The organism is Anabaena sp. WA102, assembly GCF_001277295.1.
Taxonomy (GTDB): domain Bacteria; phylum Cyanobacteriota; class Cyanobacteriia; order Cyanobacteriales; family Nostocaceae; genus Dolichospermum; species Dolichospermum heterosporum.
The window spans coordinates 3,226,558-3,243,633 of the sequence record NZ_CP011456.1 but is presented as its reverse complement, the minus strand read 5'-3'; the positions used below and the strand labels follow the sequence as shown (position 1 = coordinate 3,243,633).

Genomic DNA, 17,076 nt, shown 5'->3' with positions numbered 1-17,076 from the left:
ATCTAGGATAATGTTTCCAACCGTATACGTAAAATTTCTGCTTGTTTTTGTGCTTCTGCTAAAGTCTCTCTTGCAGTCTGTACTACATCTGCGGGGGCTTTATCCACAAACTTAGAATTGCTTAATCTTGCACTTAAAGATTGGGCTTCTGCTTCGGCTTTTTGTAAGCTTTTCTCCAGTTTTGCACGCACAACTTCAATATCTACAACTCCTTTTAAAGGAATAACTACCTGTACAGTCCCGACAACACCAGCAATGGAATTTTCTTTTTCCGGGGGTGCAGTTGGTGGTAATTCTGGTGCAGTTGGTGTTTCACTGGGTGGAAAGTATTTTGCAGATAACTCTTCTCTTGCTTGGGCATTGAGTAAATAGCGGAAAGCAAACCAAACTACATAACCCAAACCAACTATTTCAAAGCCAGTTCCAAATATGGGAATATCTAAGGCAGTATTTCCCACAAATATAGCTACTTTTAAGCTGATAATGGCGACAATTGTTAAACCGATGATATTGATTCCACCCCAATATTTATTATTTTCGACTGTGACAATCTCTTGGGGAACAACAACAGGATTAGTATCAACAATTGTTAAATTTTCTACCTTGGCTAAATCTTGAATATAAGCCTGTCCAGCAGTGAGAATAAATCTTTCACTTTCGCTTTCAGTTTGTAAATTGGCAGTAATTTTTACCCCTGGTTTAATATCTGCTTCTGCCCGCAAATTACGAATTGTGCGAATTGTGCCAATTAATAAATCAAACTGTGTCTCTAAAGCTGAATCAATGAAATTTTCATCGGCTTCAGGATAGGATTGCAAGGGTAAAAGTTGAGGATTTTCGGCAGGTTGTTGGGTGAGAGTTTGCCAAATTTCTTCAGTAATATGAGGCATAAAGGGATGGAGTAATTTTAAAATCCCTTCGAGAATGTAAGCAATGATTTGTTGGGCTACTTTGCGAGATGCGGGTTCTGCATCTTTCTGTAATCTAGATTTAACTAATTCAATATACCAATCACAGAAATCACCCCAAATAAATTCATAAAGTCCCTTTGCTGCTTCACCTAAACCATAATTATCAATGTCATGATTAGTTTGTTTAACAACTTGGTTGAACCGGGAAACAATCCACTTATCACTTAATTCTGTGGGAATTGGTTGACCTAATTGGGCTGGGGTTTGTCCATCCAAATTCATCATGACAAATCGGGCAGCATTCCACAACTTATTGGCAAAATTGCGAGAAGCTTCGACAGAGATAGATTCATCTTTTTTGCGGTCATATTCTAAACGAATATCTTGACCTGCGCCCGCAACTTCCTTAATTAAGGTATAGCGTAAAGCATCAGTTCCATATTTGGCAATCAACAACAAAGGATCAATACCATTATTTGCTGATTTGGACATTTTCTTATTATTTTCATCCCTGACCAAACCATGAATGTACACAGTTTTAAACGGCATTTTTCCGGTAAAATGTGTTCCCATCATCGTCATTCTAGCTACCCAGAAAAAGATAATATCAAAACCAGTAACTAGGGTTGCTGTGGGGTAATATGCCGCTAAATCTTCGGTTTCTTCCGGCCAACCTAAAGTAGAAAATGGCCACAGTCCCGAAGAAAACCAAGTATCTAAAACATCGGGGTCTTGAACTAATTTCACATCTTCCCCAAATTGCAATTTGGCTTTTTGTAGCGCTTCTGCTTCATTGCGGGCGACAAAATAAGGGGTAGAGTCGGTAATTTCTCCTTGAGTTTCGCTGACAGCATACCAAGCGGGGATTTGATGCCCCCACCACAACTGGCGAGAAATACACCAATCACGCAGATTTACTAACCAATCACGATAAACTTTATGCCAACGTTGGGGGACAATTTCGGGGGAATCTTGGTTATCAAGGAAATCTAAAGTTTTATCAGCCAGGGGGCGGATTTTGACAAACCATTGGGTAGAAAGCAGAGGTTCAACAGGGACTTTTCCGCGATCGCTATAAGGTACTGTATGTTTATATTCCTCAACTTTGACTAAAACACTTTCAGCATCTAAACGGGCTACCAAATTTTTCCGCGCCACAAAGCGGTCTTGACCTTGAAAATCACCGGCATTTTCATTGAGTGTGCCGTCCTTATTCATAATATTAATGAAGGGCAAATCATGGCGTTTACCCATTTCAAAATCATTGGGGTCATGGGCTGGAGTCACCTTCACGCAACCTGTTCCAAAGGTCGCGTCCACCAATTCATCACCAATAATCGGGATTTCCCGGTTCATAATTGGTAAAGTTACGGTTTTCCCAATCAGGTGTTTATATCTGTCGTCATGGGGATTAACCGCCACACCTGTATCACCTAACATAGTTTCGGGGCGAGTTGTCGCCACTTCCAGAAAGCCAGAACCGTCGCTGAGAGGATAACGGAAATACCACAGATTCCCATTTACCTCCTTGGGTTCTACTTCCAAATCAGACACCGCCGAACCAGAAGCGGGACACCAATTGACTAAATAGTTACTACGATGAATTAATCCCTCTTCATGAAGGCGAATAAATGCTTCTAAAACAGCTTTTGATAAACCTTCATCTAAAGTAAAGCGTTCCCGCGTCCAGTCTACGGACACGCCTAACCGTTTTAACTGATTAATAATTGTCCCACCAGATTCCGCCTTCCATTGCCAAGCCCGTTCTAGGAACTTTTCTCGCCCTAAATCATGGCGAGTTTTGCCCTCGGCTTTGAGTTGCTTTTCTAAAATCGTTTGTACAGCAATGCTGGCATGGTCAGTTCCCGGTAGCCATAGGGTGTTCCGTCCCTTCATGCGGTGGTAACGTACCAGGGTGTCAATGATAGCCCCTTCAAAGGCGTGACCCATGTGCAAACTGCCAGTTACGTTAGGTGGAGGGATAACGATGCAGTAGGGTTCGCCTTTGTGGTTGGGGTCAGCTTTGTAAACTTGGTTGTCTTCCCAGAATTTTTGCCATTTGGCTTCTGTGGAGAAGGCTTCGTAAAGACTGGGGAGATTAGGAATAGTTACGGTCATGCTGGGAATATTAATTTTATTACAACTTTACTAAATTTTGCCACAGGCTTGGAAAACCTTGGTCATCTGTTGGCAATTTTAGATTTTAGATTATCGTAGTTTTCATGTATTTAGACCACACTCTTGATTCCTCTTTGCGTCTTTGCGCCTCTGCGTGAGACAAAAAAATGTGGTTCATTTACCCGAAAATCGCTGTAAAAAAATTTGGTACAAATGCACATATTTTTTATCCTCACTAGGTATTCTATGTGATAGTCTGTCAAGGTATTTGCCAGGATTCCGCCTTTACGCATAGCATTGTACACCTAAACCAGCAGAAACATATGTATCAATTCCAGGTTAGTGCTTCCACACAAACTGGTGAATCCATTGGTATCGTCGGTTCTACTCCCGAATTGGGATTGTGGGATATTACCAAATGTGTTCATCTTCGGACAAGTGGCGATTGCTATCCTTTATGGTGGACAGATCAAGAAATTGACATCCAATCGTCTGATAATTGCCAAAGAGTTGAATACAAGTATGTACGCATTGATGCCAAAGGACGGGGACAATGGGAAGCTATAGGTGCAAACCGTTGGCTACCAATTAACAGTGAAGAACAATCCCGGACTATTGTTGTGGATGATGGTGCTTATGGTTATTTACAGCCCTATCCCTTTGGATATTTTCGGGATGTTACTGACAATAAACCCATTGCAAAAGAGTCAGACGGTCTGAAAATTGTCGTGATTGGCAGTTCTGTGTCCTTGGGCTATAAAGCTTGGTTATTGAGAGGTTGGGCTTGGTTGTTGGCAGAGGATTTGCAGCAAAAATATGGACATCAAGTAATTAATTTATCAGAATCGGGCGCAAATGTCAGCAGAACGATCGCTCGATTCGCCTCAGTTGTCACCCCAGAACAACCGGATATAGTAATTATTGCCTTATCTTTGGGTAACGAAGGGTTAGCTTATTGCCCTCCTCACGAACGCCGCGCAGTACAGCGACGTTTTGAAAGTGGCTTGCAGCAGTTGGTAAAAATGACCCGGAAACTGGGCGCACGTCCAATTTTAGGAGGGGTCTATCCCAATGGCGATTTTTCCCCTGAACATCATTGGTTGTTGAAAGATACACACAACCGAATGTTGAATTGGGGTGTGCCGGTTTTGGATTGGTTAGCACCATTAGATAATGGTCAGGGACGCTGGCAAGAGGGAATATCCTTTGACCCATCTCACCCTAACACCATCGGTCACAACCTGATGTATGAGGCCATAGACCTGCGCTTCTTCCAAATTGAAAAAGACGAATTAGCAAAAGAAAAACAACGCTTCTGGCAACCGAACGAAGTTCCCATCTATCTTGATAACGCAGGTTTCTATATCTGTGCATCTATCGAAGACAAGAGTTTGCGGATTAAAAATCCATCAAAATATAGTTATACCATTGCTGCTTATTGGCAAGAATTACAAACTGTTCTACAAAATAAGGCAGGATTAATCCCCGGTATTTACATTGCCAAAAATACCGAACCAGGAATACTCCCCTTCTTTGCTGTGCAAGAGAATGGAACTATCTCCACAACCCTAAATATTCCCCCTGGCGCTGACTTGGAATATAGTGCGGCTTTCAATCTTTTTGCACCGAATAACTCCCAGGTTTTATTCTATGATGGGCATCTGGGGATTTTACAAAAAGATGAACATCACATCTGGATTATCAACGAATCAGATAATGAGTACAATATCCAGCCGATGTGGACGGAGATCCGCAAAGCATTAAAAGCTATACCATCGGGTGTATATGAAGATCCCCTTCAACCCGATGCACCTTTTCGCACCATGATGATTGGTAAGCATGGGTTAGAAAGTCGGGTGAAAGCGCCACCGAAATCAGCAGTATTTTTGGAATACAAATGCAAATTATCGGATATTAGCCGTGTGGCTATTTTGCCGTTGGGCGATCGCTGTGCCGTCCGCATGATGTTGTATAAGATGGAGTACGATGGTCCAGCTTTTCCCTTTGATTTGACCCGCACGACCAAGATAGCAGATATTGCAGATATCATCGAAAACCGTTTTTATGATATGTGGAATCCTCATTTGCTGCATTACAATTCCGAGGAACACAGAATTTATCATAGCAAATGGGGCGGTCTATCCTTTGCCCATGAAGTTGAGGATACGGAAGACCCTGTTAACGATATGTCTCCCATCCATGAACGGATGCGAGTGCGGTATACGGCACGTTCGGAAAGGTTTTGGTATGCCCTCGATCATTGTGACGAGGTGCTGTTTATTCGCACAGGAATCGCTGACCGAGGTGGAGTAATTGATCTGTTGAATAAGTTGGAAAAACAATCTCAGGGTAAACCTTTTCAACTGTTGATTATTTCTCCCCAATCTGCTGATGAGTTTTCAAATTTGTCTAATGTATTGCATTACAATTTCGAGTTTAATCCTGATCGAATGTATGACGATTTAGGACATTGGATGTATTGTACAGATGTGATGAAAGGGATTTTAGAATCGTTGGGAGTGTCCAGTAAAAACCTGTTTTGGTGTCCACCAAATCCACCGAAGGGGTAAGCTGTTGTCATAATATTTTGCAAATTAGACATCTGGTAGAAATTAAATCTGCATTTTCCAGAACCCTCCCAAATTAGCCTTACAAACAATAAAATCCCTAACTTACTGGAAAAGTTAGGGATTTTTTAATTGTAATCTTCAAACTCTGGAAAATTATACCAAATATTCGGGTTTTCCTGTTAATATGCAAATTCTAATTGGCATAGCATTCTGGATCATAAGTAGTGAGACAGAATTAATTACACAATGTCATTGCGTTAGCGCAGCGTGGCGTTAGCCATATGGAACGAAGTGAAATGAAGCAATCGCAAGGGTTGTGATTGCTTCCCTTCGCTCGCAATGACTGTAAATATTTTTGTCCAATTACTTAGCGCTTGTAACGGCTATCACGCTTTGGATTTTTTGGTTCTTTGGCAACAGCAAGTTCTGGATTTACTGAAGAGGGAAATTGAGTATTTTCATTGTAAATTGCTTGATAGAAACTAACTCCTTTTTTCTCCCCTCGGTAACGGGTTTCGCATCTGTATTTGTCGAAGCTGCCATATCCGTCATATCTGTCAGATGTATATATACTTGAATCACATCCTTTCAGATCCTCACTATCCAAGTTAGCATCAGTCAAGTTTGCGCCTTGAAAATTGATAAAATCACCTACATAGTGGTATCCACTTAGATTTGCCCCAGTTAGGTTTGCTCCACCGAAGTCTGTATCGGAAAAAGATGCCTTGGTCAAGTCTGCTCCAGTCAAATTAGCATTATTTAATTTAACACTAATGAGATCGGCATCATGTAGGTTAGTACCAGCTAAATTTGCTCCACTTAGGTCTGAGAAGCGTAAAAAAGCATCAGTTAGGTTTAAACCACTCAAATCTGCTCCAGTTAAATCAATATCTTGGCTTCCTCTCCCACCGTGTAAATTCCAATTATTCCATTGTTCAACACCACTTTTGAGAAGGTCAAGTTGAGTTTGATTATAAGCCCAAGCATTACTAGAAAAGCTAGTTAGGGATAGTATAGCAATCAAACAAGTAGCGATTAAGGATGCAATAAATCTTCTCATGTTTTTTCTGGCTTCATCATTGTTAATGACCAAGTAATATTCAACTCTATCTATAAGGGTGTTGTACAACTACTTTAATATTCCGTAATATTAATGATTGACATACAAGGTTGCTGTTCTTTATATACTTTGCAATGTCACAGTTTGATCTCTTGCTTAGAGGATGTTTGAAAAGTATCAGAATTAATCGAGATCCCCCCAACCCCCCTTACAAAGGGGGGCTAAATTCCTCAAAGTCCCCCTTTTCAAGAGGGATTTAGGGGGATCTGCGGGTGTCAGATCCCACACGAAAAAGTTTTCAAACAAACTCTAAAAGTGCTGCTATTCTTGTAGGGTGCGTTAATGAAATGTAACGCACCTTCCTTATCGGTATTTATTCTACAACAGATCCTACAAAATAGCGCACTGCCGTAAGGGACTTCCAAATAAAAAAATACTCAACCACCTAACGCAAAAATCTCTCAAACCCTTATTCCTCTGTGTCCTCTGCGCCTCTGTGGTTCGTTAATCAGGATAATTTATTTCTTGGAAGTCCCTAAGCGATCGCTCCTCTTGTAGATTGGATTGATGAAAGAAAACCCAACAAATAAAGGTTTATATCAGTAAAATAGAAATATCATTCAACAGTGAGGCGTTTCTGATGCTTGAAATTCAATTAAACTTTGAAATGTTATCCCAGCCGCAAGAAAGTTGATTATTTCTTCATAAGAACACCCGGTAAGTGGGAAACGAGCGCGTCTTTAGACCTGAGAGGGAAACGACACTTCGACAAGTGTTACAGTGAGCTTGCCGAACTGCTCAGTGACCGCACGAGCAGTTCGATAAGTGTTACAATGAGCTTGCCGAACTGCTCACTGACCACGGTTTTAACCGCTGTGGATATTAAAATTGAAACCAGATTTTTGATTGGAATCTGGAAACCAACTCCCATTTCTGGGGTAATGTTAGCCGATGCCTACGGCACGCTGGCGCGAACGACCTGTTATAAGAGCTTGTTGGGCTTGCAACACTGTTCCAGTGACCTTAGAACTGTTTAATCACAAGCGACAGAGCAGGGAACTGGCAACGCATTTGGTGGGTGTCGTGACTCAAATAACGGCTACCCTTCGACAACGCTCAGGGTGGTCTGGTCAGTACGGCTTGCTTGATTACTCTTGCAAGCCCAGTCCCTTTAGGGCTGGGTTACTGACAATAATTTACCATCTCTTTTATTAAAGATATTTTTGACATCTTTAAACCCACGACCCATTGTAACACTTTTTGCGGGGATAGCGCAGCACTGCTACAAGCATATCGCCGCTCTTGTTAGGGTTCGTTAATTATCCGCTCTTTATCCTGCCTGAAATAGTTCAAACACCTGCGGCTTAGTTACTTTCCCCATAGCATTACGGGGTAATTCATCAACTATCAAAATGCGAGTGGGAATCTTATAAACTGCCAATTGCCCCTTTGCCCAACTCCTCAAAGATTCTAATGTCAATTGACGTTCTGGTAGTAATACTAACGCCGCACAAACTCGCTCACCCCATTCTAAATCTGTCACCCCAACTACTGCACATTCTTGAATATCTGGATGAGTTCTTAACACTTCCTCAATTTCCAAAGCTGAAACCTTATACCCTCCTGTTTTGATGATATCAACGCTCATTCTTCCTAAAATACGATAGTTGTCATTTTCGACTATGGCCGTATCTCCAGTACAAAACCAGCCATTGCTAAATGCCTTTTCTGTTGCTTGGGGGTTTTGCCAATATTCTAAAAACACTCCAGGGCTTTTAACTTGAATTTCTCCTGGTATTCCTGGTGGCACTAATTCTCCATTTTCATCTACTAATCTAACTTCAACTTGTGGTAAAGGTTGACCCACATATCCTGCGTATCGTTGACCATGTAAAGAGTTGGATAGTGCCATACCAATTTCCGTCATTCCATAGCGTTCTAGGAGAAAATGACCGCTAATACTTTGCCACTTTGCTAATACTTGTACTGGTAAAGCTGCTGAACCAGAAACCATCAGACGCATTTTTTCACATCCTGCGGTCATAGTTTTTTGGCGTTCCTGAGTAGCATTTTCCCAAGCAGCAATCAATTTTACATAAATTGTTGGTACTGCCATAAATAGGGTTAACTTACCCTCACAAATCTGATTACACACAGTTTCAGCATCAAATTTACTTAATATATGGCATTCCGCCCCAACCCATAAAGCACAGGTCAGGACGTTGATAATCCCATGAATATGATGTAATGGTAGTACATTGAGAATACGGTCATCTGATGTCCATTCCCAAGCAGTAACTAAGCTAGTTACTTGCGCTTGAATATGATCATGAGTTGTCACCACACCCTTGGGTTTACCTGTTGTCCCACTCGTATAAAGAATTAATGCCCGTCTTTGAATATCTATATTTGGTAGGGTAGTAACATGATCTGGGAGTGTTGCTGAGGTGAGAATAAAGCGTAAATTTTTTTCAGTGGCAAGCGATAGCAGTATATCCTCAAATTGGGGATGGACAACAATAATTGATGCTCCCGAATTAGTAATCACATACTCCAATTCTGGACGGGGGTGAGAAACACATAACGGTACCGCTATTCCCCCAGCCCGCCAAATTCCCCACTGAGTGGCTACATACTCAAACCCAGGGGGGATAAGAAAAGCAACTCTCTGTTCTTGTAAGTCTTCTGTATCCTTCAGCAGACCTGTGGCAATTAGCCCAGAGATGTGGAGTAAATCACTATAGCTAAATACGTCTTCACCTGTAACAATTGCTATTTTTTTGTTATGCTTTTTAGCATGAGTAATCAAAGGGAGATTCACTTTTCTTTACCAATTTATCTATGATTGTTTACTTAGGGACTTCCAATTAAAAAAATACCCAAAAATTTCTTGTGGTGCGGGACGAAAAGCCCACTAATCATCAAGGACGGGCAGGACTTGTGCTGAGCTTGTCGATAGCGTAGCGTGGCGTTAGCCATAGTATGCCCATCCCACAAAATTGGGTAATTTATTTTTTGGTGTTCTCTTAGCAATACCTTGTCCAAATTAGAAAAAGCCTTGATTTGTAGGTTGGATTGAAGCATGAAACCCAACAAAGCAGAAAATGGACAAGGTATTGGTGCAAGGAATAAGCATGGAAACTATTAAAAACCTATCACGTTTCAGATTCAAGACTATTCTTACCTCCTGATAATTCTGACTCCTGACTCCTGAACTTCTAGCGCTCATAGACAACTTTTTCAGCAAACCCTACTTATGGTTGCTTCTAAGTAGTGAGACAGAATTAATTACACAATGTTATTGCATTAGCGAAGCATAGCTTTAGCCATATGGAATGAAGTGAAATGAAGCAATTCCAAGGGTTGTGATTGCTTCCCTTCGCTGGCAATGACTGTAAATGTTTAAGAATGTAAGGGTTTAAATGTCATGAAACCTTAAAATGAGAATTGCTGAACTCAAAAGCCATACATAGCATTTCCTAATCATATCGAGTACATTATAGCCCCCTCCTTGCTTGCGGAGAGGAAGTTGGAGGTGGGGTGCTTGAACTTCGCTGAATTAAAAACCGCTATACAACAATTCTGAGATAAATATGCTTGTTTTTGTTGCCAACGTGGGTAATATACAACAACATGAAGTGCATACTAAAAGTAAATATTAGCAGAAGGAAAAATATGAGAATTTTAGTGACAGGCGGTGCTGGTTTTATTGGCTCTCATCTGATTGACAGATTAATGAATGATGGTCATGAAGTCATTTGTTTGGACAATTTCTACACAGGAAAGAAACATAATATCCTCCATTGGTTAGACAATCCTAATTTTGAAGTGATTCGTCACGACATTACCGAACCAATTCGCTTAGAAGTAGATCAGGTTTATCATCTGGCTTGTCCAGCGTCCCCTGTGCATTACCAGTATAACCCCATTAAAACTGTTAAAACTAACGTCATTGGTACACTCAATATGTTAGGTTTAGCTAAACGAGTTAAAGCCAGATTTTTATTAGCTTCTACAAGCGAAGTTTACGGAGATCCAGAAATTCATCCCCAGACTGAAGATTATCGAGGCAGCGTCAATCCCATTGGCATTCGCTCATGTTATGACGAAGGCAAAAGAATGGCTGAAACCCTGGCATTTGACTACTACAGAGAGAATAAAGTCGAGATTCGCGTCGCCAGGATATTCAACACTTATGGACCGAGAATGTTGGAAAATGATGGGCGCGTAGTCAGCAATTTCGTGGCGCAAGCATTACGAGGTGTGCCTTTAACTGTTTATGGTGAAGGTCAACAAACCCGCAGCTTTTGTTATGTTTCCGACTTGGTAAATGGACTAATGCGATTAATGAATGGTGAACATACCGGACCCATAAATCTGGGGAATCCTGATGAATATACGATTTTAGAACTAGCTCAGGCTGTACAAAACCTGATTAACCCAGATGCAGAAATTAAATTTGAACCCCTACCTGCTGATGATCCCCGTCGTCGTCGTCCTGATATTACCAAGGCACAGACTTTGTTAGATTGGGAACCCACTATTCCTCTGCAAGATGGTTTAAAACTGATGATTGAAGATTTCCGTCAACGTTTCCAACAGGTTTAGCATTACGCCTTACCTAAAGGATCACCAATCATTGATTCACAACTGACAACTATAAAAAACAGGGGTTTTAAAAATGCGTGTTTGCGTAATTGGTACTGGTTATGTTGGTTTAGTAACAGGTGCTTGTTTGGCTCATATTGGCCATAATGTAATTTGCATAGATAATAACGAAGAAAAAGTAAAATTAATGAAGTCTGGGCAGTCACCGATTTTTGAGCCAGGACTTTCGGAAATTATGCAATCTGCTATTAATAGTGGCAATATTGAATTTTCTAGTGATCTCGCTGCTGGTGTTCATCATGGAGAAATCCTGTTTATTGCTGTGGGAACTCCTCCTTTGCCCAATGGTGAAAGTGATACTCGCTACGTAGAAGCGGTAGCTCGTGGTATTGGTGAAAATCTCAATGGTGGTTATAAGGTCATTGTGAACAAATCTACTGTTCCTATTGGTTCTGGCGACTGGGTAAGAATGATTGTTGTGGATGGGATTGCAGAACGTCAGAAAACATTATTGGCATCTGGTGATACAACTAGTGAGGAGAAATTATCGGAGATTGCTCACCAGTTTGATGTAGTCAGTAATCCAGAGTTTCTGCGGGAAGGTTCAGCAGTTTATGATACCTTTAATCCTGACCGGATTGTGTTAGGTGGTAATAGTCAACAAGCCACAGGCATGATGAAAGAATTATATGCACCAATCATAGAACGCAAATTTGCGGCTAATCAGTCTTTACCTTCCGTTCCAGTGTTAGTAACAGACCTCAGTTCCGCAGAAATGATTAAATATGCCGCTAATGCCTTTTTAGCCACCAAGATTAGTTTTATTAATGAAGTTGCTAATATATGCGATCGCGTCGGTGCGGATGTTACCCAAGTAGCAAAAGGCATCGGTTTAGATTCCCGCATTGGTAGCAAGTTCTTACAAGCTGGTATTGGTTGGGGTGGTTCATGTTTCCCCAAAGATGTTTCCGCCCTCATTCACACCGCTGATGATTATGGCTATGAAGCCCAACTTATGAAAGCTGCTGTCAGTGTTAACGAACGTCAACGCCTCATCGCCCTAGAAAAACTCCAACAAGCTTTAAAAATCCTCAAAGGTAAAACTGTGGGACTACTCGGTTTAACCTTCAAACCAGATACAGACGATTTACGGGACGCACCGGCACTCATGTTGATTGAACAACTTAACCGATTGGGAGCGAAAGTCAAGGCTTACGACCCCATTATTTCCCAAACAGGGATGCGTCATGGTCTTTCTGGTGTGTTAGTAGAAACCGACGCGGAAAGATTAGCAGATGGCTGTGATGCTTTGGTACTTGTCACTGAATGGCAACAGTTCAGCACTTTGGACTATGGGAAAATGGCAAAATTGATGAACCACGCGGTCATGATTGATGGTCGTAATTTTCTTGACCGTCAAGCAATGGTCAGGGCTGGATTCCAGTATGTGGGTGTGGGGAGGTAGGGGAGGTGGGGGGAGTGGGGGAGGTAGGGGAGGTAGGGGAGGTAGGGGAGGTAGGGGGGGTGGGGGAGGTAGGGGAGGTAGGGGAAGTAGGGGGAGTGGGGGGAGTGGGGGGAGTGGGGGAGTGGGGGAGAAATTTCATTCTTCATTCTTCATTCTTCTGAACTCCTGACTGGGCGCAGGCCCTGCGCCCCTACATCCTGACTTCTGCTATAGAAATTAAATTGCCGCCCAGGGTCAACTAGGCGGCGTTAGTTTTTTGGCAATTTTTTCTCAATTTCAGGAACTGTGAGGAATTCTTTCTATTTCTGCATAACCACTAAAAATCAATCTTTGACCTTCTGTTTCTAAACGATTTAGTCGCATTTTTACCCCATCTAAATCAAAGCGATCTAAATCAACCATATTATCCAAAATTTCTACCAATGCCACACTTAAAGTCTGGGAAATTTCTCTTTGTGCTTCTGGAACTCCCTCAAGTTCAATCTTTGGTTCTTTGAAAGAAACCCGCCTTCTTCTTTCAATCCCAATACCGACAGTCATAGCTAGTGGTATGAGTTCGCCGTTGTTTAAATCAGCTTTAGCTACTAAATGCAAGCGATTTTCAGGTAATAGCTTGACCTCAACTTCGGTAAAAGAAATTGGTTCGCCACCAGATATGGCAATCAAAGTGGGTTCGGAAAGGTTAAGCAGGCGCTTTTTCACCAATTCTGACTCAAAAGCCCGATTAATACCTTCTTCTGATAGAATCACCTGAGCTACAGCCTGGGTAGGTTGTTTGAGGGTAAGTTTACCACTTAAAACCGAGCCGAAGTCAATGGCGACTGCATCGGTTTCAAAAGACATTTCCTCTACTGCGAAGTCTTTACGAATTACTAAGCCGCAGCCGTTCATTTTAAAGCTGTCAATGCTGCCTTGCAACAGTTTGCTGGAGGGATAGCAGCGCACAAAGACTTCTACCGACTCGCTCTGGGTAAACAGGTGGCGAATCGTTTGACTGGCGACTGTGTTGAGCATTCGCTCTCCCCAATCGGTGCTTTTGGTATCTGTTAAACCAGTAAGTCCGCCGAACATTAGGTTTTAGTCTCTAGAAGTTCTTTATATTTTTGTAACAAATTGTGAACAATTATGCAAGCGATCCCTTGATTTAATCTGCTGATGGGTTAGAACAGGATAACTGATGGTTGATGGTGATTGGTCATTGGTCATTGGTCATTGGTCATTGGGAAAATTCTTTCTCCCCCCCTACTCCCCCTACCTCCCCTACTCCCCCTACCTCCCCTACTCCCCCCCACTCCCCCTACCTCCCCCACTCCCCCTACTCCCTGTTCCCTATTGCCTTCCGCTGAGTTTGATAAATGTGGATTTCGTCTACTAAATCTTTAATACCAGGAATATCATAGCCATAAAGTTGAAACCCCTTACCGACAGAATTAGTTAAAACTGCTGAACCCTTACCTTGATAATAAACAGGAACTGGAAGGTTAGCATGATTTCCCCAACCATATTTGATATTAGGATTAGAACCCCAAAAATGACCAGCTTTGATAGAATCAGATTCAGCGGTTAAAGCTTCTGCACCTTTTTCTTTCAGCAGTTCGGAAAAGTTGGGATTTAAAGTGAGATAATGATCATGATCGGCGGTGACAATTAGTAGATTATTTTCCCAACCACCGTTATTTTTAATCCAGTCAATTGTTGTTTTTACAGCCTTATCAAAATCCAAGACTGTCCCAATCATATTATCTAAGTTATCATCATGGGCAGCCCAATCAATATCACCACCTTCTACCATTAACCAAAATCCATCTTTGTCTTTAGATAAAACTGCTAAAGCTGCTTTGGTTAAATCATCAAGTGTGGGATTTTCATTAATTTCTTTCGCAATAAAAGATTTGTCGGTTTCTCCAGCAAGTAGAGGCCGAACTGTATCGGGGTTTTTTCCTTGAGAACCAAACAGGGAAAAGATACTCAAACCGGTATTACTGTAATCACCATTAGCGGTACTTACAGGGAGATTTCCCTCTTGTCCCCTAGCTCCATATAATCCTAACAAGCGATCGCCCATATTTGGATCTAATTTAGCCGCAGTAGTCCCTAACTTATCAGCCGCATCTTTTCCCCGTTCTAAAAATGTGTAGTTATAGCGGTTTTGATTGGGGTTTTTACTCAATTCTGCATAGGTCGTTTTAGTGATATATTCAAACTTAGTTGGCGGTTCTACGCCCGTAGGCAGAGGTTGACTACTCGCACCTGTGAGAGGATGACCACCACCTAAAATTACAGTTGGTTGATATATGCGAAGTTCCTGCTGAAGAATATTATCTAAAGTTGGATAATCACCATCATATTTATTGCGACGATTCACGTTTGCTGCTGCTGCTCCCGGTGTAGCATGATCAATAGGAACAGAAGTCACAATCCCCGTAGATTTACCATGATCAGCCGCAGTTTTGAGAATGGTTTCTAAAGGTTTTTCAAATATATCCACAGAAATAGCATTGTTATAGCTTTTGACTCCTGTGTACAGAGTAGTCGCTGTATTAGCAGAATCAGGATAACTATGCTTGATATATTCAGGATCATTCCCAGGTGTCCAAGGATTTATTCCCCCACGCTGAGGATCATAACCCACTAAATTACCTACCGCATTAGATTGAGGATTTTTACCTCCTCCAGACGGTGTATTTCCGGGATTAAATTGAGGTTGGAATTTAAACCCTGGTAGAATCGGACTAGCACCTGTAATCGGATTAGAGTTTGATAACGCAGAGTTACCCGTGCTGAAAACCCCATTACCAGGAGCAATGGTAGTACCATAGGTGGTAGCAAGGGCGTAATTATCCAGAGTTTGAAAACTCAGTCCTTCCCCCTTACCAGAAGTGTAATTATATCCTTTAGCCATAGCCCCAGCGCGAGCCATTTCCCAGCCCATACCGTCCCCAATCATCAGAATGACGTTTTTGGTTTTAGTGACAGGTGTAGCGGGGCTAGAATGGTTAGTCAGAGTGATGAATATACCAACTACAATGATCAACGCTGTAGTAAATAAACGGCGTTTAAATCGGAATTGTGTACTAGATTTAATTACCATTGGTAAAATGCCTGCTAGGAAATTGCTCTATGATGAGAGAATATTACAAAATGATCACAAAACTTTAAATTGACTCATCATGGCGAAAATTCAGTTTGCTAAAGGTATTGAAGAAAGAGTAGTTCCAGATGTCCGGTTGACAAGAGCAAAACAAGGGGAAAGTGGTACAGCCACGTTTGTGTTCACCAATCCTGACATCTTGTCACAAGATGGTACAGATGAAGTTACCGGGTTGTATTTGATTGACGAAGAAGGGGAAATCGTGATTCCTGGGGTTCAGGGTAAATTTGTCAACGGTAAACCGGAATCCTTAGAAGCGATTTATGTGATGAAGTCTAATGAAGAATGGGATCGGTTTATGCGTTTCATGAATCGTTATGCTGAACAAAATGGACTCGGATTAAGCAAATCTTAATTAGTCAGTAGGGGCGCAGGGCCTGCGCCCAGCATTGCTCAGTGGTCATTGGTCATTGGTTATTGGCTAAAACGTAAAATATCTATGGAATTTCAACCACACCCAAATACACAGCAAGTTTCTGTAACTTGTGCAGTGATTACCGTTAGCGATACCCGTTCCCCAGATACAGATAAAAGTGGTCAATTAATTAAAGAACTACTTTTAGCTGATGATCACACTGTGTCATTGTATCAGATTATCAAAGATGAGCCTAAAGAAATTCAATCCCAAATGACAGCCTTGGGCGAAGATACTCGTATCAATGCTGTGATTTTTAATGGAGGAACGGGAATTGCTCCCAGGGATACTACTTATGATGCTTTAGAAAAGCTATTAGAAAAGACTTTACCCGGATTTGGGGAATTATTTCGGTTTTTAAGTTATCAAGAAATTGGTTCTCGCGCTATGGCTTCTCGTGCTGTCGCCGGCGTTTATCAAAGCAAAATCATTTTTTCTCTTCCTGGTTCTAGTAATGCTGTACGACTGGGGATGGAAAAGTTGATTTTACCGGAATTGGTGCATTTGGTAAAACAATTAAATTTGCAGAATTAAACATAATTGATAAATTGATCTTAGTCGTGAGGTGACAGATCCCCGACTTCTTTAAGAAGTCGGGGATCTAATTCATTTTATAATGTGAAGATGATTTTTCATCCTCAAATCTCAATGGTTCATAGACAATCAAAAAATCACATCCTGTTAATCCTTAAATCCTGGACATCCTGATTCTGACAAAATATTATTGTTATCATCCAAAGCCTCCCGTGAGCATTCCCCAGTAGAGCCAGGGAACGAG

At 41.5% G+C, this 17,076-nt stretch carries 10 protein-coding genes; 5 read left to right on the top strand and 5 right to left on the bottom strand.

Features of this window, described 5'->3' with window-relative positions; all coding sequences use genetic code 11:
• Nucleotides 1-2: 2 nt before the first annotated feature.
• Nucleotides 3-3,029, bottom strand: coding sequence for a valine--tRNA ligase (locus tag AA650_RS14000; RefSeq protein ID WP_053539479.1), 3,027 nt, complete (start codon nucleotides 3,027-3,029; stop codon nucleotides 3-5).
• A 323-nt stretch (nucleotides 3,030-3,352) separates the two neighbouring features.
• Here AA650_RS14000 and AA650_RS13995 point away from each other — a divergent pair, with 323 nt between their 5' ends.
• A complete protein-coding gene (locus AA650_RS13995) occupies nucleotides 3,353-5,599 on the top strand; it encodes a DUF1796 family putative cysteine peptidase (protein WP_053539478.1) in 2,247 nt (748 codons plus the stop codon).
• 367 nt (nucleotides 5,600-5,966) lie between these two features.
• On the opposite strand, the gene AA650_RS13990 is transcribed toward AA650_RS13995, so the two are convergent.
• Together AA650_RS13990 and AA650_RS13985 are read right to left on the bottom strand one after the other, a co-directional pair.
• On the bottom strand, nucleotides 5,967-6,728 hold the full coding sequence (locus tag AA650_RS13990; protein WP_199924252.1) for a pentapeptide repeat-containing protein: 762 nt from the start codon (nucleotides 6,726-6,728) through the stop codon (nucleotides 5,967-5,969).
• 1,261 nt (nucleotides 6,729-7,989) lie between these two features.
• Nucleotides 7,990-9,480 carry an acyl-CoA synthetase gene (locus tag AA650_RS13985; protein ID WP_053539476.1) on the bottom strand — a complete coding sequence of 497 codons (1,491 nt, stop codon included), beginning with the start codon at nucleotides 9,478-9,480 and terminating at the stop codon, nucleotides 7,990-7,992.
• Between the two features lie 854 nt (nucleotides 9,481-10,334).
• On the opposite strand from AA650_RS13985, the gene AA650_RS13980 reads away from it, so the two are divergent.
• Nucleotides 10,335-11,267: a UDP-glucuronic acid decarboxylase family protein gene (locus AA650_RS13980; protein WP_053539475.1), complete on the top strand. Its 933-nt coding sequence runs from the start codon at nucleotides 10,335-10,337 to the stop codon at nucleotides 11,265-11,267.
• 73 nt (nucleotides 11,268-11,340) lie between these two features.
• Nucleotides 11,341-12,732, top strand: a complete 1,392-nt coding sequence (locus AA650_RS13975) for a UDP-glucose dehydrogenase family protein (protein ID WP_053539474.1) — start codon at nucleotides 11,341-11,343, stop codon at nucleotides 12,730-12,732.
• A gap of 276 nt (nucleotides 12,733-13,008) precedes the next feature.
• Here AA650_RS13975 and AA650_RS13970 read toward each other — a convergent pair whose 3' ends face one another.
• Nucleotides 13,009-13,803, bottom strand: coding sequence for an LmeA family phospholipid-binding protein (locus AA650_RS13970; RefSeq protein WP_053539473.1), 795 nt, complete (start codon nucleotides 13,801-13,803; stop codon nucleotides 13,009-13,011).
• A 244-nt stretch (nucleotides 13,804-14,047) separates the two neighbouring features.
• Entirely contained in the window at nucleotides 14,048-15,823 is a 1,776-nt protein-coding gene (locus tag AA650_RS13965) for an alkaline phosphatase (protein WP_053539472.1), read from the bottom strand.
• Between the two features lie 79 nt (nucleotides 15,824-15,902).
• Between AA650_RS13965 and psb28 the strand changes: the two genes are divergently transcribed.
• Nucleotides 15,903-16,238 (top strand): photosystem II reaction center protein Psb28, encoded by a 336-nt coding sequence (psb28, locus tag AA650_RS13960; RefSeq protein WP_053539471.1) that lies wholly within the window; start codon nucleotides 15,903-15,905, stop codon nucleotides 16,236-16,238.
• A gap of 84 nt (nucleotides 16,239-16,322) precedes the next feature.
• A complete protein-coding gene (locus AA650_RS13955) occupies nucleotides 16,323-16,832 on the top strand; it encodes a MogA/MoaB family molybdenum cofactor biosynthesis protein (RefSeq protein WP_039200216.1) in 510 nt (169 codons plus the stop codon).
• The last annotated feature ends 244 nt before the right edge of the window (nucleotides 16,833-17,076 follow it).

Coding starts and splice junctions, on each gene's coding strand:
- AA650_RS14000 (WP_053539479.1), bottom strand. CDS start 3,029: ATGACCGTAACTATTCCTAATCTCCCCAGTCTTTACGAAGCCTTCTCC.
- AA650_RS13995 (WP_053539478.1), top strand. CDS start 3,353: ATGTATCAATTCCAGGTTAGTGCTTCCACACAAACTGGTGAATCCATT.
- AA650_RS13980 (WP_053539475.1), top strand. CDS start 10,335: ATGAGAATTTTAGTGACAGGCGGTGCTGGTTTTATTGGCTCTCATCTG.
- AA650_RS13975 (WP_053539474.1), top strand. CDS start 11,341: ATGCGTGTTTGCGTAATTGGTACTGGTTATGTTGGTTTAGTAACAGGT.
- AA650_RS13970 (WP_053539473.1), bottom strand. CDS start 13,803: ATGTTCGGCGGACTTACTGGTTTAACAGATACCAAAAGCACCGATTGG.
- AA650_RS13965 (WP_053539472.1), bottom strand. CDS start 15,823: ATGGTAATTAAATCTAGTACACAATTCCGATTTAAACGCCGTTTATTT.
- psb28 (WP_053539471.1), top strand. CDS start 15,903: ATGGCGAAAATTCAGTTTGCTAAAGGTATTGAAGAAAGAGTAGTTCCA.
- AA650_RS13955 (WP_039200216.1), top strand. CDS start 16,323: ATGGAATTTCAACCACACCCAAATACACAGCAAGTTTCTGTAACTTGT.